We start from the raw sequence: 15,845 nt of genomic DNA, 5'->3' as shown, positions 1-15,845 counted from the left end.
TTCCGGCAAAACGAAACCCAAATTCAGGCGAAAATCTTAAATTAAATCAAAGCGTTCCGCGTTCTTCACGGACGACTGCGTCGGCACGCCGAGAACCGGTCCAGCCTCGGCGAGCTTTTGGTCGAGCGTATGCACCGTAGCGCCATGCTCCGATGCCGTGGCGAGATGCAGCGCGTCACCAGCGCGAAGCCCGAGACTATGCTGATCGACTAACTTTGCCGCCGTGCGGAAATGCCCGCTCGTGACCGGCAGCACGGTGAAGCTCTCGGCGACCAGCTTGTGGAACATCGCGAGCGCTGCTGCGCGCTGCTCCAGGTCGATCTGCCCGGTTCGCAGCTTGATCGCCATGGCAGACGACATCTCGGTGATGATCCAGTCGCTGATCAGAAGCTGCGCCGGATACGCGCGGTGTCATCGCTTCATTTAAAAGGGCGGCAACGATCAGCGACGTGTCGAGATAGTGCATCAGTAGCGGTCGCCATCGCGCATCGACCGTACCAGATCGGCAGAACTCTCGGCCTGAGGCGGCATGGTCGCGGTCAAGGATTGCAAGAGGGTCGCGTCGATCCGCTGCCGCGGTCTCGCCACGGCGGTGAGCCGTGCGACCGGTTTACCCCGCCGGGTGATGTCGATCGAATCTCCTGCCTCGACCCGATCCACTAGCTCGCTCAAATGGGCTTTGGCATCTGCCAGGTTGATCACACTCATCTCACGCTCCTGTCCATGTAGATGGTCATATAGCGTATTGCGCTTAACACTCCCAGTGAGAGGTTTTCATGCGTCACGTTCTGCCCCGGCAGCAGCTCAATGACAAGATCTGCGAACGTGCCGTGTCCGAAGTGCTGCTGTCGGGCTGAAAATGCGTCCCTCCTCATCGATCGTCGAGGTCCTGCAACAACGAGGCGGCCTGGGCCTCTTCGGCGATGGCCACGCAGTGCTGACGCATCGCGGGCGCCAGCGCTCCGTCCCATGACGCTTCGGTCACCTTTCCTCCAAGCGGGTGTGCCAGGCCCGGCGCCGTCCGCACGGCGGCAGTATAGTCCACGGCGCCAAAGCGCCATGGCTCCGCACCGTGTTCTCGCATGACCTGGTTGCCGATACGCAATCCAGGCCAGTCGAAGTCGCCGTGATAGCGCAGCCGCGCGCCCGCCAGTGCAAGTTGAGCCAGAAGGCATCGTTGCGCGGCGGCTGGCATCCCGTCGGTACAGACCAGCGGAGCGCAGCCAATCCCCCATCGGTCCGCGGCGATGGCGAGCAGGTTGGGATTTTCGCACACGTAAACGTCGCGGCCCGCTACATCCCATCGGGGCGGTGAACGCAGCAGCGATCGCAGCGACGCATAGGCCGGTTCTCCCAGGGGCCAACGATCGCTTTCGGTCCCGCTTGTCGGCAGGTTCAGGAAGAGGGCGGGGCGTGCTAGCTCGTTGACCAGAACGCCTGCTCTGGCCCATGTCTCGCGTATACGCTCCGCGCCGGCGGCCGGTTCCAGCACGACGTCCTCTCTCGATTTCCGTACCGTCTCGCCATCTTCGTCGGCAATGGGTGCTGCGGCGTCAGGAACGGGCGTGGCGGTCTGGCGCAAGACCGCCAGCACGAGTGCCGCGGCCCCGCGACCATTGTCAAGCGCATGGGCATCGCCCAGCGCGTCCGCGGCCAGTTGCGAACGCGTTATGCCTTTTGCCGGCAGGAGCCGCAGCACCTCTTCGGCGCGCCGGCAAAGCTCCGCTGCCGCGACCGTATCCCGCCGAGCGAGCCGCTTGACGAGGCCGATGCCTCCCGGCGTGAGCAGCAGCCTGGCCAAATCGGGATGGCTGCAACCATCTACTACGCTCGACCACAAAGTTTGCTGTCGAAGGCGTGCTCCGGCGAGATGAAGGATGGAGCCGTCAAGCCTTTCCAACGCATCGCACAGCGATGTGGCGATGCCGGCGCGCCGCAGGGCGGCATCGACGCGGCGGACGTCGATCTGCAGGGACTTCGATCGGCGCTGCGCGCGGCCGAGCAGCGCCGCCAGTGCCGCGTGTTCCTCTTCACTGAGCCCGGCGACGCGAATATGATCGACGGCGCCTTCGAGCGGCGCGCGCTCGAAGCGTTGGCGCAGCCGCTTGCGCAGCGAGGCAAGATGGTCACCACCGAGCAGGCGTTGAAGACGCGGGTCGACTTGATCGCTCATGCCGGCGAAAATCTGCGATCGGGATCGGCCTCGGGCTTCTTCTCTCGTCCGTCCCAGGTCCATCGCGAGACGAATACGGCATCGATGCCTTCGCGCCGCTGCAACTGGCAGATGGCGACACCCGGCAGTTCGGCATAACAAGCCCACTCGCGCTCGCTGGTGATGACGAAATCCAGATCGAACTCGCGGATCAGCCCCATGCAATGCGCTCGTGCTGTGTCATCGATGCCGGCAAAGGCTTCGTCGAGCAGCATCAGCCGTGGGGCCAAGGCATAGCTGCTCTGGCTGTAGAAACTGGCGACCGCGGCAAAGAGCGGCACCGTGAGGCCGAGCGCCCGCTCGCCGCTCGAAGCGGGTCCGGAAAGCTTGCGCCAATGGCCGTCCTGCCAGCGTTCGACGCGGAAGCGGTGCCAATGGCGATAGTCCAGGGCGCGGGCGAGCTGGTCGAGCAAGGTGCCGCCGCTGTCCCTTCCGCCGCTGGAATCAGCGCGCTCCCGCTCGGCGGAGATGCGCTGCTGCAGCATCGCGCCGACGACGCGCCGGTCGTCTGCCGACCAAAGGTCCGCGCTGGTGTTGAGCAGGCGCTTGCGCGCCATGTCGAGGCCCACCGGCGCGCCTTCCTCTTCGGACAGCGGCTGCCACAACAGGCGATAGCGCACGCCGGTGGAGGTCGGGCGCTTGTGCAGTTCGCCGTTGATGACATCGACCTGGCGTTCGGCGGCCTGCAACAGGCGCTGGATCTCTGCAGCGATTTCGGCTTGCAGATGGTTCTCCAGGACGGCGCGTTCGTTGGCGCTGAGCAGTTCGCCGCGCTGGGCGATCTCTTCGGCCAGCCGCATGGCGAGGCGGTCCGGCCGTTCGCGCCGGTTCTGATAGACGATATCCACCCTGAAACCCCAGTCGCTGGGATCGGCCTGGGCCTGGTGACCCAGCGCGCCGAGTGCGCGTTGCAGCTCGGTAAATTCTTCAGCTATCTGCCGCTGGACGCGCGCCCACGCCTCTTCGTCGTCCCTGAGGTTCGACAGTTCCTGTTCCGCGCGTCTGGCCAGCGTCAGCGCGGGGTCGATCGTCCACGGGCTGCCGAGGTCAGGCAGTTCGATATACGGCAGCCCTGCAGACAGCAGGCCGGTGCCTGCAAACTGCTGAAATCTGGAGATCGTCTGGGCGCGTGCTTCGCCGCGTTCCTGAAGGACGGCGTTCGCTGTCTCGGCCTGCTGCCCGGCGATCGCGCGTGCCTCACCCGCTTTGCGCAATGCATCGCCGGCGAGCTTCAGCTCGGCTTCGCCGGTTTCGACGGCGCGGCGGGCATCGGTCAGCCTTCGCTGCAGTTCCTCGACCTTGGCGCCGACCGTTTCCCGCAGCAGCTCGAGCCGGGCAGTGGCGTCTTCCGTTTCAATGCGGGCTGCCACGAGTTCCTCTTCGCGCTGCTGCACGTCGCTGCGCGCCTCACGCTGGCGGGCACGCTGCCGTTGCGACTCGGGCAGTGCCAGACAAAACTCGTGAGCTGCTTGCTCGAGCCGGGCCTGTGCATCGCGATAATGATCCAGCGCCGCTTCGACGGTGGGCAGTGCATCGGGCGTTGCCGGCAGGCGCAGGTCCATGGCATCTGCGGCGAGCTGTTCGCGCAAGGCCTTGAGCGCCTGTTCGGCCTCGCGGCAGCGCGTGTCCGCTTCGGTCAGCTTTTCGCTGGCCAGACGCGCGGCGTGGGCGGCTGCGGTGGCGGCCATATGAGCGACCCGCAATACCTCGTCGGAAGGCGCAAGGCGCCATTCTTCGTCCGCCTGTTCGCGATCCAGCGCGAGCTGCTCGGCTTTCACTCGCACGGCCGTCAATTCATCAGAGAGTTGCGCAAGGCGGTCGGCAATCTCGGCCAACCGCCGCATGCGGGCTGCGGCGCGGGCCGCGTGGCCAATGTAGACCGCCTCCGGCTTGCCCCACGCACCGGACAGCGCGCCGAGGCGGAAGCGGCCGTCGGCGGATATCCAGGCCTCGCTGTCGATCGGATCGTCATCCGCCGAGGCGATGCCCGACAGCACCCGCTCGACGATATTGGCCGGCACGGCGCAGCCGGCCGGCACGGTGACTTCCAGCCAGTCGACGAGCGATGGAGAACGCTTTTGCCGTTCCAGCACCTGTATGTCGTAAGGCTGGGTTCCGCCGTCGCCGGCCTGGAGGCGTCCGTCAGGCGATATCCAACCGTCGAGTAACCCGGCGGCTTCGAGTGCGGCTTCAAGGCCGGCGCGTTGCGGAGCAGCTACTGCGCCGCGAAAATCGATCACTTGCCAGAGCGGCGCGCCCGGACGCGCGTCCCGGCCAGAGGCGTCGCGCGTGTAGGGCAGGGGCGGCGCCATGTCGTCGCCGGCTTCCAGGCGTCCGCGTTCGTCCTCGACGATGCCACATTCCATCTCCAGCGCCTGTCGCTGGCCATCAAGCGCCACGCGACGCTGTGTCAGAGAGAGACTGGCTCCTTGATACGCCGATTGCAGGAGGTGGCTGGCTGGGTTGTCGCCTTGCAGCGACACTGTCCATTCCGCCAGGGCCGTCAATGCCGCGGGCCTGCTCTCGGGATCGATCTGCAATTGCTTCAGGCCGATGAAATGGCGGTCCCAGCTTTCCACCAGGTCCCGGCCTTGCCGTTCGACCTCCGCGTCAGCTCGGGTCCGACGCTCGGCAGCCTCCTCGGCTTCGACCTGCCGATCGTCCCGGATTTCGCGGAGCCGCATGTAGGCGGCCTCGGCCTGAGCCACCTCGCCGTGGCGGCGACGCAGCAACGCGATCTGTTCACGCCGGCCGGCAACGAGGTTCCGAAGCTCGGCGCATGCCGTGTCCAAAGCATGCTGCGTTAGTTCGACCAGCGCGGAAGCCTCCGATTTGGCGAGGAGGTTTCCGGCGTGCTGGCCGGCGATGCCCGCCGCATCGGCGTGAACGGCGCTTTCCCGGCGCAGATCGGCCAATGCGCGTTCCGCCTGCTCCACGCGCCGGGTTGCGCGTCCGGTTTCTTCGATGCTGAGCCCCAGTCGTCGGCCTGCCTCTTCGACGGCCAATGTGGCCCTCTGCATCGCTTGCAGTCGCGCCGCCTTATCCTTTTCGGCATTTTCGAGGCGGTTGGCGTCCTGCATCGTCGGGTCGGAGCGCAAGGTGTCGAGCCGCGCACGCCCGCCCGTCAGAGCGATCTCGGCGCTATCATGAGCGGTCCGCTCCAGCGTTTCCTGCCTTTGCGCTTCGTCGAAGCGAGCCTGGGCCTCCCCTCGTGCTCGGCTGGCATTGTCGAATTCCGTCTGGGCCTGGCGCAACAAGCGTGCCTGCCGGCGGGTCTGCGTGCCAGCGTAGACGCGATAACGCTCCTCGAAACGGCCGACCGCCTTGGCCAGGGTTTGATATTCGTCGAGCTGACGGCGGTCTTCCTCCAACTGCCCGAGCGCTTCGGCAACGTCGCCGAGCAGTTCGGGCGCCAGCGGCGGCAGGGCCTCGGTCAGCGCATTCGAAAGCGCGGTTTCGTCCGGCTTCCTGGAAAGCTGCGGCTGGCGAAGCTGGATCAGCGTGTCCATTAACGCGTCGTAGCGCTTGGTGCCCAGATGGAACAGGCGCTCGTCGACTGCGCGACGGTAGCCGGCCGCGGTGTCGAACATCTGGCCACGGCCATCGAGCGCGTCGCGCAGGCGCTCCTTGGTGTGCACTACCCGCTGCGGACTCATCAACCACAGATCGCGGTTGATACGCGGCGCCTCGTCGGTGTCTTCCAGCAGGAAGAACCAATTGTCGACCTGCGGACGAGCTGCCGTCGCAAAAAGGCCGGCGCCGAGCGAAAGAAAACGTGGCGTGCCGTCTTCCGCAACGCGACCGAACTCGATCCACGCATAGCCGATGCGCCGGTCGTGGCTGTTCATCAGCAGATTCCAGGCCATCTTCTTGCCGCCGTCGCCATCGGGTTCGACGCGCGAAGACTTGAGCTGCGCGTCGAACAGCAGCGGGAGCGTGAGCGACAACACCTTGGACTTGCCCGTTCCGTTATTGCCGCGCAGCAACAGATGGCCGTCGCGGAACCAGAATTCCTCGCTGTCATAGTGAAAGAGCTCCACCAAGCCCAGGCGCAGAGGCTGCCAGCGCTGCCGCGTGGGCATCGGCAAAGGCGGTTTATCCGGCGTCAAGGCGAGCAGGTCCAAGCGGTCGTTCATGTCGGTTCGAACCGAAAGCCGACGTCCGCTGCCGGCGCGTTGCGCGTTTCGCGGATTTCGGCTTCGCCCAACGCGAAGCGCGCGAGAGCCGGCAGCGGGTGTACTGCACCGGCTTCCCGCACCGCCAGCTGCAGTTTTTCCAATCGTTCGATCGCGATCGCGGCGAGTTCGCGTTCGGCGCCTGGTTCGCGTGCCGATTTACGCCAGTAACGGCCGTACTGCGCCTTGGCCTGGTGCAGGAAGCCGGCAACATCATGCTCGTGGATATCCCGGGCGAAGGCCTGCGCCGTGTCGCCGCCAACCGCTCGCCGCTGCCTTTGCCCGGCGGCCAGATACTCGGCGACAAGCAGTGTTACATGGGCGTCGGTGCCTTCGGCCGGCATTGCCACGTCGGTCAGCAGACCGGCTTCGTCGGCCAGCGCCAGCCCTTCCGCGCGCTGTTCCGCCACCAGGCCGGCGGCATCGCACAGGCGAGCGGCCAACGCTCCGCGCTGGTTGAAGAAGTACGCACGGGCTTCCGGGTCCAACGTCTCGACATAAACCACTGGATCATCGAGAAGCCGGCGTGCCAGCTGGTGGCGCAGCGCCGTGCGCCGACCTTCCTCGCTGTCCGCAACATGTTCTCCGACCAGCGCGCACAGCCGCTCTTCGAGCGTTGCCGGCGCCTCTTCCGGAGTCCAGGTGGAGGGGCCACGCACGGCCGCCAGCATGCCGGAAAGCATGCGGCGCTGCACGTCGTAGAGCGCATCCGCCTGATCGCCTCCGGCCTGCACAAACGTTTCTTCGTCGCCGGCCACGCGGTGCAGCACCCCGAGGCTCAGCAATGTGCGGCACACCGAAACGAGTTCGCGCCGCTCGTGTTGCGCCTCGAGGGCGAAGGTGAAGTCGAGCGTCGGCTCGGCGGCGAGCTCCAGCAGCCTCTCGCCGAGCAGGCGCAATGTGATCTGCGGGTCGGCGCGTTCGAGCACCGCGCAGGCGAGGCAAAGCAGCACGTAGCGCCGGCGATCGTAGCCGGGAATGCCGCGCATGGCATCGGTCAGGTTTCCGGGCCGCTTGTAGAGGCGCGCGCCCTCGCGTTCGACCTGCAGTGTCCAGCCGGTCTCGCGAGAAAACCATTCGCGCAATGCTTCGGCCTGGCGGCGTATGGCGGCGAAATCCTCATGCGCCGGGCCGATCAACGGCGTCATCAGCAGGGCGCGCACGCAGGCGCGAAACTCCTCGCGCTGGAAGCGCTGCTGGATCAGGCCGATGCCGCGACTGTCGTTGTAGTCTTTCGCCGCCTTCATCGACCGTCCTGCAAGGGGGTGATGGTGATCAGATGGTCGCGCCCGGCAAAGACCCCATACGGCGTGTCGATCGTGGCGCGGCTGTCGGGGGCAAGCGGCTTCAGGTGGATGTGCAGCAAGCCGTCGCTCGTCTGGCGTTCCACCGGCGTCTCCGGCCCGGCTTGCTCGGCCAGTGTCTCCCCGAGCAGGCCCAGGAACAGACCGAAGGCATGCATGTCGAGTTCGCCCAGGTCCGAAAGCCGCGCCGGGCGGCTAGTGGCGAGACGCTTGCGCGCTGCTTCGACCTGCTGTGATTCCTCAGCGAGCTGAAGCGCCAGGAACGCGCGCTCTTCGGCGCGGTCTCGCACGCGCGGCAGCGGTCCGCGCGGGGCCGCTTCGCCATATTCGCGCAAACGCGGGTGAATCTTGAGCGTCGGGGCGTCGGCCCAGGAGGTGCTGGCCGGCAGCTCGGCGTCCCCGCTGGCGTTGAGCGAGAAATGCCGCGCCGGATTGAGAGCAAAGGCAGCCCGCGCAAGCCGGTGCGCTTCGCCGTTGTCTGCGCAAGCGGCAAACCAGCCGGCGAGCTGGCGGAAGTCGGCAGAGCGATCGCTGCGGCCGCTGCGCCGCTCATTCAGCGCGGCGATAGCGGCCAGGAGCTGCGGGATGGCCGACCGTGCCCGCGCCCGCAACAGTTCGGCTTGCGGTGGCTCGTGGCCGGTGCTGAGGAACCAGCCGCGCAAACCCTTCCAGCGTTCTCGCCATGCTTGCAGGTAGCCTTTCCGCGCCTCGGCCTGATCCTGGGCACCCTCGGGAGCCGCGTCCCGCGATTCGCGCTCGGCCACCTGTCCAAGCAGGGCCTCGACGCCCGGCTCCAAAGCCAGGATGAGGCGTGCGATGGTGTCGGAACGGCGCACCAGATCGCCCATGAAGCGTTCGAGATAGTCGATCAGCCGCTTCTTGTAGTTTGCGACCGCCCCTGCCTCGGCTTGCTGCAGCTCGATGCTGCGGGCGACGCCGGCCATGAACGCCTGCGCGTTCTCGGCTAGACCTTCGAAGACACGCACGAGATCCCGCAGTGTTTCGTGGACCTTGGCCACGTCGGGTTGGGTTGCTTCAGCCAGCGCCTGCAGTGCCTGCAGTCGGCTCGCTATGTCCTCGAGCGCCACCGTTTGCAGCTCAGCGCGGCGCTGCAAGGTCTGCACAAACATCGCCAACGCCGATTCCACGGCCTCGCCGCCCTGCGAGAGCCGGTAGAGAAAGCGTGCACGGTAGAAGTCGCTAAGGCTTGAAACCCGCGCGGTGTCGGGATGCGATTCGAGATTGCCCCATTCCGTGAGTTGGGAAAGCGCCGTATTCACGTCCTCAATGCGCGGCGGGCTGTTCGGCCATCGGGCTTCGGCAAGCACTTCGTCGGGCCGCAACTGCAACCGGTATTGCCGTTTGGCCGCCGCGAAGACGTCCATGATGCAGCGGTAGAATACGGCCTTCTCGGCACTCACGTGACGGAATAGGTCCGCCGGGTCATTCGCAATGTGCATGGGCAATCGCCGCCTCCCGGACTCACTCCGAACGTTTTCGCTTTGTTCTTGCGTGCCGTCAAGACGCCGTGGCGGGCTTTAGGCCTCCGTCGTCCCTGCATGTGGTCAGGTTCGCGCCGGTTTCATACTCCTGTCCGAGGTAGTTTGGTCGATCTGAAACGTAGGCGCGGTTGATGTAAAGCGCCATTTGGGGGAGGAAATGTTTGTCTATTTGGCCTCCTTGATTTCCTTCTGGCAGCACCACGGTGTCCCCGGGGCGCCGCTCGGCGCAAAGCCAGCTCATTGCAGCCGGCTATTGTGGCGCAGCACCAGGCCGACTGCGCCGAGCAATGCGTCGTTCTCTGTGTGCTTGCCAACAATTATCCGCGTGCGCAGGGCGGGAGCGATATCGCGGGACTTGATGAGCGTGTGGCGTTCATATGACGCGATCAGCGGTGCCAGGAGAATGTCGCCCGCCAAGGCCATGCGGCCGCCGATGATGATGAGTGGCGGATTGATCACCGAGCCGATCAAGCCAAGACCACGGCCGGCGAACTCGGCGGTGTCCTCGATCATCCGCAGCGCCCCGACGTCGCCCTGTTCAGCCATCATGACCACCTCGTCCATCGTGACCGGCCGCCGCACGATGCGCGAAATCTGCTCGAGCGGCCGGGCAAAACTCGCATAGAGCTCCAGGCATCCGCGATTGCCGCACCGGCAAAGATCGCCGCCGGGATCGATGCTGATGTGCCCGAATTCGCCAGCGCCGCCGGCGATGCCAGTCACCAGCCGGCCATGCTGGACAATGGCCCCGCCAACGCCCAGATCGACCTTGAACAGCACGAAATCGTCCTGGCCGACGGCCGCGCCCCACATCAGCTCCGCAATGGCCGAGCAGTTGCTCTCATTGTCGGCGAAAATCGGCTGTTCGAGAACCGGCCCGAACACATCGCGGATGTTGACCCCAGCCCAGGTCGGAACAATACTCGCACGCTGCACCACTCCTTCGCGGCTGACAGGGCCCGAGACGGAAACCCCAACCCCCAGGAGCCCCGCCATCGGCAGACCGTTCTCTTCGTAGCATTGGGCAATTGCTGATTTGGCGAGCTGGGCCGCCTGTTGCGGCTGGTAGTCCAGGCCCATGGGGATAGTTTGTTCGGTAATGACAGAATGCGAGACGTCGGCGACGACGCACCGCATCTCATCGAGGCCTAGGTGGATCCCGACGCAGGTGCCCGCAGCGGGATTGAGCGTCAAGGTCGCGGCAGGCCTGCCAATGCCCCTGGCCCCGTCATGGTGGACCGAGGATTCGATCACCATTCCGGACTTTCTCAAGCCATTGAGCGCGGTTGAAACCGTCGATCTCGCCAAGCCGGTGATGCGGGTGATTTGCGACGCAGAAAGCACGCCGCGCTCACGCAGGCATCGCACGATCAGGCTCTCCGGTGATGCGGAGGGATTGTCGATCAGCCAGTTTCTAAGCGAAGGTTTGTTCATGATGAGCACAAAGGACGTTGACTGATAGCTCAAATATGTCATCTTGGAAAGAACGGAGATACTGCATCTCCGTCTGCGACGAGCTCAAATTGCGTCCATAAGCGGTCGATGCGAACCGCACATCACATATGGGAGTGAAACGATGGAATACCTGAGGACGGCCGTTGCGGCCGCTGCGGCGTACACCTTTGTTGCGGGAGCCGCGCTCGCAGAGCCCAAGACCAACCTGTTGCATCAATGGGCGACCGGATCGGACGCTCAGGCTATTGCAAAGCTCGGCGAGATGTTCACCGCCAAGGGTGGCACCTGGCAGCAGACCTCCATCGCGGGCCACACGGCCAACACGCTGGCGAAACTGCGCGCCGACGTGATCGCCGGCAACGCACCCCCCGCGGTGCAGCTCAAGGGGCCCGAGATCGCCGAATGGAACGAGACCGGCATGACAGCCAATCTCGACGACTTGGCGACAACGGAAAATTGGGAGAAGGTCGTCGCTCCCGAATTGCTGCCGGTGATGAAGCCGACCGGCAGCTGGGTGGCGGCGCCGATGAATATCCATCGCATCAACTGGCTGTGGGCATCGCCGAAGGTCATGCAGGAAGCAGGCGTCGCCGAGGTGCCGAAGACGTGGGCGGACTTCAACGCCGCCTGCGACAAGGTCGTGGCGTCAGGCAAAATCTGCATCTCGCACTCGACCGCCGATTGGACCGATTCGACAGTCTTCGAGGTCGTGGTCTACGGAATGGATCTCGATCTCTTCAAGAAGGCCTTCGTCGAGGGTGACGTCGAGGCGATGCGCAGCGACGGCATGGTCAAGGCCTTCGAACAGTTCCGCACCATGACGACGAAATATATGGACCCCGGCATGAACGGGCGCGACTGGGATACCATGTCGCATCTGGTCGGCCGCGGCGAGGCCGCCTTCCACATCATGGGCGACTGGACGCTTGGCCTGCTCACGGCTGGCGGCTTCAAGGAGGGCACCGACTATGTCTGCGCCCAGGCGCCAACTGACTGGGGCAAGCCGGGCTTCATCCTGAATTCCGACTCGGTCGTGTTCTTCCAGCAGAAGGATCCGGACTACGTTGAGGGGCAGAAACTGCTCGCCAGCACCATCCTGTCGCCTGAGTTCCAGACGATTTTCAATCAGACCAAGGGCTCGATCCCGGCCCGTCTCGACGTCGATCTATCGAACGGCTTCAATCCCTGCCAGCAGCTTTCCCAGAAGGACCTGCAGGCGTCGATCGATGGCGGCACGCTTGTCCGTTCGATGGCGCATAACATGACCATCCCGCAGAAGGTGCGCGGCGCGATCATGGATACCGTCACCGAATTCGTGGCGACGCCGGACATGACCGCGCAGGACGCAGCCAGCGCGATGGCCGATGCGGCCGAAGCGCAGATGTGAAGAAGCTGCCGATGATTGGCTCGGCGCGGCGCGCCCGGCCTGACTTCGCCGGAGCAGCCGATGTCCACGCATGACCTGACTGTACCGGTTGCGGCTCCCGCAACCCCGTGGCGGCAGCGCCTCGGCACGATGGTGCCCATTCTGGTGCTGGCGCCGTCGCTTGCGGCGAGTTTCATCTACGTCTTCGTCTTCACGATTTGGACGCTGTATCTCTCGCTCTCCAATTCGTCGCTGATGCCGACCTATGGGTTCGTCGGTCTGGACAATTATGCTTCGCTCTGGGCGAACCGGCGCTGGAACATCGCCTATACGAACCTCTTCCTGTTCAGCGGCTTCTATATTGTCGGCTCGATGGCCATTGGACTGCTTCTCGCGATCCTGATCGACCAGCGCGTTCGCGGCGAGGCGGTTTGGCGCACCATCTTCCTCTATCCGCTGGCAGTCTCCTTCATCGTCACCGGTACGGTGTGGAGCTGGCTCTATAATCCCGTCGACGGCATCCAGGCCTTCGTGCGGGGGCTCGGCTGGACCGACTTCAGCTTCGCCCTGACGGCCAACCGCAACACCGCAATCTATGCGGTGATCATAACCGGTATCTGGCAGTCGTCCGGCTTCGCAATGGCGCTTTTCCTGGCTGGCCTGCGGTCGGTCGATCCGGATCTCATCAAAGCAGCGCAGATCGACGGTGCGTCGGTTTCCCGAACCTATCGGAAGGTCATCCTGCCGACGATCGCCCCGATTTTTCTGGCGGTGGCGGTCATTCAGATCCAGTTTGCCATCAAGACCTTCGACCTGGTGGCGGCGTTGACGCGGGGTGGGCCAGGTGTGTCGACTACCTTCCCGGCGATCTATGTCTACGACCTGATGTTCCAGCGCGGGCAGATCGGCGAGGGTGCCGCCGCGGCGATGATGATGCTCGCCGCCCTCGCGGTTGTACTTGTGCCCTATTCCTTGTGGATCGTTTGGCGCAGGCGGGCGGAGGGCCGCAATGGCTGAAGTTGCCGCCAACGCCCGGCATGATCCCGAAGCGGCCGCCGCTACGCGGCGATATTTCTGGAGTCGCTTTCTTATCTATGCGGTGCTGACGCTATTTGCTGTCATCTACCTTGCACCGCTGCTGGTCGTGGTCTTCAACTCGTTGCGGGAGCAGTCCGAGATTGCCCGCAACGGCCTCATCTCCCTGCCGCGCAGCTTCCGCCTCGACGCGTGGGCGGAGGCTTGGGGCACTTATTGCGTCAGCGGCACCTGCGAAGGCATGAAGCGCAATTTCTTCAACTCGCTCTGGATGACGATCCCCGCGACGGTTATCTCCACGCTCCTCGGGGCGATGAACGGCTACGTGCTGTCGAAATGGCGCTTCAAAGGCTCGGAAATTCTGTTCAATCTGATGCTGCTCGGCGTCTTCATGCCCGGCCAGATCTCGCTGATGCCGTGGGCGTTCCTGCTCGGCAAACTCGGGTTGACCAATTCGACGTATGGGCTGGTACTGATACACGTCGTCCAGGGCATCTCGTTCACGACCCTGTTCTGCCGCAACTTCTACGTCAGCATACCGGACGACCTTATCAAGGCGGCACGCATCGACGGCGCCGGCTTCTGGCGGATTTTTCGCAAGATCATCCTGCCCCTGTCGCCGCCGATTTTGATTGTCACCGTCATCTGGCAATTCACAGGTATCTGGAACGAGTATCTGTTCGGCGTCGTCTTCACATCCGGCCAGCAGCAGCCGATTACGGCGGCATTGGTCGCCCTCACTGCCGGCGGCACGACCGCCCGCGCTTACGATGTGATGAGCGCAGCCGTGCTGATCGGCGCGCTGCCGCCGTTGCTGATCTACCTGTTCGGTGGAAAGTACTTCGTGCGCGGCCTGACACAGGGCGCCATCAAATGAGGCATCGCCCATGTCCGCGCTGATGATCCGCGACCTTCACAAGAGCTATGGCGGGCTCGAGATTCTGGCCGGCATCAATCTCGAGGCGCGGACCGGGGAATTCATCGCCCTTGTCGGTCCCTCCGGCTGCGGCAAGTCAACCTTGCTCGCCATGATCGCCGGCCTGGAAACCGTCACGTCGGGTGAGATCTGGATTGGCGACCGGCTGGTGAATTCCGTGCAGCCCAAGGACCGCGACATAGCGATGGTGTTTCAGTCATACGCCCTCTATCCCACGATGACGGTGCGCCAGAACATCACCTTCGGCATGGAAAGCCGAGGCGTGCCCAAAGCGGAGCAAGCGGAAGCCGTAAAGCGGGTTGCCGCACTCCTGCAGATCGAGCAGTTGCTCAAACGCAAGCCTGGGCAGCTGTCGGGTGGGCAGCGGCAGCGCGTTGCGATGGGGCGCGCCCTTGTACGCGACCCGAAGCTGTTTCTGTTCGATGAGCCGCTGTCCAATCTCGACGCCAAGCTGCGCGTGGACATGCGCACCGAAATCAAGAAGTTGCACCACCGCGTCGGCAAGACGACGGTGTACGTTACCCATGATCAGGTCGAAGCGATGACGCTCGCGTCCCGCATTGCGGTGATGAACCAGGGCTCGGTGCAGCAGTTCGATACGCCGAAGCGGATCTATGACCGGCCGACCAACATGTTCGTGGCCGGTTTCATGGGATCGCCGGCGATGAATTTCATCCCCGCCCGGCTTACGGGCTCAACCAGCATCTCGGTACGCGCCGCTGACGGCAGCGACGCTACTCTTGCCCTTGCCGCGCCTTTGCCCGCCGGTGCGCCACAGGACGTGGTGCTCGGTGTTCGGCCGGAACATATCTACCGTTTCACGGCGGACCTGAAGTCGCGCAAACCTGCTGTCGAGTCCATGAAGGCGCCGGTCGAACTGGTCGAGCCGACCGGGGCCGAGACGCTTGCCGTCCTCAGGCTAGGGGACCTGGAGATCACCGGCCGATTCGAGCCGGATGACGCTCCCGTCATGGGCGAGACGATAACGCTTGGCATCGACATGTCGCGCGCCTGTCTGTTCGATCCAACAACCAAGGCGCTTCTGTGATCTGATGTCCATGCAATTTGCGACTTACCCGAGCTTGACCGATCGCGTCGTGCTGATCTCCGGCGGCGCCTCCGGGATCGGGGCCGATATGGTCCGCGCCTTTGCCTCGAATGGCGCCCGTGTGGCCTTTCTCGATGTGCAGGATGGGCCCGCAGAGGCGCTGGTCCGTGAGCTCAGCGGTGCCGGCGGGCGAGCTCCCCTGTACCTCCATTGCGATGTGACCGACGTCGCTGCGCTGCAGGCGTCGGTTGAAGGCGTGTGCGCGCGGCTTGGTCCGGTCGCCGTCCTGGTGAACAACGCTGCCGATGATCAGCGCCATCCCGTTGACGCGGTGACGGCCGAATATTGGGACCGCAGCTTCGACGTCAATCTCCGGCATCACTTCTTCGCTGCGCAGGCGGTACATCCGCATATGAAGGAACTCGGCTTCGGCTCGATCATAAACTTCTCTTCCATCGCCTGGCGTTTCGGCGCGGACCAGATGGTAGCTTATGCCACTGCCAAGGGGGCTGTGGTGGCGCTGACGCGCGCATTGGCGCGGTCGTTCGGATCCGACAACATCCGCGTCAATGCAGTCGAACCCGGTGCCGTCATCACCGAGCGGCAGCGCGAGCTGTGGTTCAAGACGCAGGACGCAATCGACCAGACGGTGCAGCGGCAATTTATCCGCCGCGTCCTCCTGGGCGAGGAGATTGCACGGACCGTGCTCTTCCTTGCCGCCGATGACAGCCGCATGATCACGAAGCAGTCCATCACCGTCGATGCCGGCCTGCGCTGATGCGATCGCTTCCACATCTTTCAACGGGACTGC

General features: G+C 64.4%; 12 protein-coding genes and 1 pseudogene. 6 read left to right on the top strand and 7 right to left on the bottom strand.

The window, feature by feature from the left end:
- Positions 1–36 precede the first annotated feature (36 nt).
- The 7 genes and pseudogenes from AC0L14_RS16110 to AC0L14_RS16080 form a co-directional block, all read right to left on the bottom strand.
- A pseudogene (locus AC0L14_RS16110) lies at positions 37–466 on the bottom strand (type II toxin-antitoxin system VapC family toxin).
- Positions 466–708, bottom strand: coding sequence for a type II toxin-antitoxin system Phd/YefM family antitoxin (locus AC0L14_RS16105; protein ID WP_473527524.1), 243 nt, complete (start codon positions 706–708; stop codon positions 466–468). Before AC0L14_RS16105 ends, AC0L14_RS16110 begins: the two are co-directional and overlap by 1 nt.
- Before the next feature lie 163 nt (positions 709–871).
- Positions 872–2,236, bottom strand: a complete 1,365-nt coding sequence (locus tag AC0L14_RS16100) for a TIGR02679 family protein (protein WP_473750089.1) — start codon at positions 2,234–2,236, stop codon at positions 872–874.
- Positions 2,170–6,336, bottom strand: coding sequence for a TIGR02680 family protein (locus AC0L14_RS16095; RefSeq protein ID WP_473750088.1), 4,167 nt, complete (start codon positions 6,334–6,336; stop codon positions 2,170–2,172). The genes AC0L14_RS16100 and AC0L14_RS16095 overlap by 67 nt, the downstream gene beginning before the upstream one ends.
- An 8-nt stretch (positions 6,337–6,344) precedes the next feature.
- The gene (locus AC0L14_RS16090) at positions 6,345–7,634 is read right to left on the bottom strand and encodes a TIGR02678 family protein (RefSeq protein WP_473527521.1); all 1,290 of its coding nucleotides are present in this window, start codon (positions 7,632–7,634) and stop codon (positions 6,345–6,347) included.
- Positions 7,631–9,151, bottom strand: coding sequence for a TIGR02677 family protein (locus tag AC0L14_RS16085; RefSeq protein WP_473527520.1), 1,521 nt, complete (start codon positions 9,149–9,151; stop codon positions 7,631–7,633). Before AC0L14_RS16085 ends, AC0L14_RS16090 begins: the two co-directional genes overlap by 4 nt.
- Before the next feature lie 279 nt (positions 9,152–9,430).
- A complete protein-coding gene (locus tag AC0L14_RS16080; RefSeq protein WP_473750096.1) occupies positions 9,431–10,510 on the bottom strand; it encodes an ROK family protein in 1,080 nt (359 codons plus the stop codon).
- On the opposite strand from AC0L14_RS16080, the gene AC0L14_RS16075 reads away from it, so the two are divergent.
- From AC0L14_RS16075 to AC0L14_RS16050, 6 genes are all read left to right on the top strand, one after another.
- The gene (locus tag AC0L14_RS16075; RefSeq protein WP_473750097.1) at positions 10,407–10,652 is read left to right on the top strand and encodes a hypothetical protein; all 246 of its coding nucleotides are present in this window, start codon (positions 10,407–10,409) and stop codon (positions 10,650–10,652) included. The genes AC0L14_RS16080 and AC0L14_RS16075 overlap by 104 nt on opposite strands.
- A gap of 117 nt (positions 10,653–10,769) precedes the next feature.
- The gene (locus AC0L14_RS16070) at positions 10,770–12,035 is read left to right on the top strand and encodes an ABC transporter substrate-binding protein (RefSeq protein WP_473527519.1); all 1,266 of its coding nucleotides are present in this window, start codon (positions 10,770–10,772) and stop codon (positions 12,033–12,035) included.
- A gap of 60 nt (positions 12,036–12,095) precedes the next feature.
- A complete protein-coding gene (locus AC0L14_RS16065; protein ID WP_473527518.1) occupies positions 12,096–13,031 on the top strand; it encodes a carbohydrate ABC transporter permease in 936 nt (311 codons plus the stop codon).
- Positions 13,024–13,926 carry a carbohydrate ABC transporter permease gene (locus AC0L14_RS16060; protein ID WP_473527517.1) on the top strand — a complete coding sequence of 301 codons (903 nt, stop codon included), beginning with the start codon at positions 13,024–13,026 and terminating at the stop codon, positions 13,924–13,926. Before AC0L14_RS16065 ends, AC0L14_RS16060 begins: the two co-directional genes overlap by 8 nt.
- A 10-nt stretch (positions 13,927–13,936) precedes the next feature.
- Positions 13,937–15,034: an ABC transporter ATP-binding protein gene (locus AC0L14_RS16055; protein WP_473527516.1), complete on the top strand. Its 1,098-nt coding sequence runs from the start codon at positions 13,937–13,939 to the stop codon at positions 15,032–15,034.
- Between the two features lie 10 nt (positions 15,035–15,044).
- The gene (locus AC0L14_RS16050) at positions 15,045–15,812 is read left to right on the top strand and encodes an SDR family NAD(P)-dependent oxidoreductase (protein ID WP_473527534.1); all 768 of its coding nucleotides are present in this window, start codon (positions 15,045–15,047) and stop codon (positions 15,810–15,812) included.
- The last annotated feature ends 33 nt before the right edge of the window (positions 15,813–15,845 follow it).

It is taken from the genome of Mesorhizobium sp. WSM4841, assembly GCF_055811515.1.
Note: the sequence above shows the minus strand (reverse complement) of the source record. Positions and strands in the feature narration are given on the sequence as shown.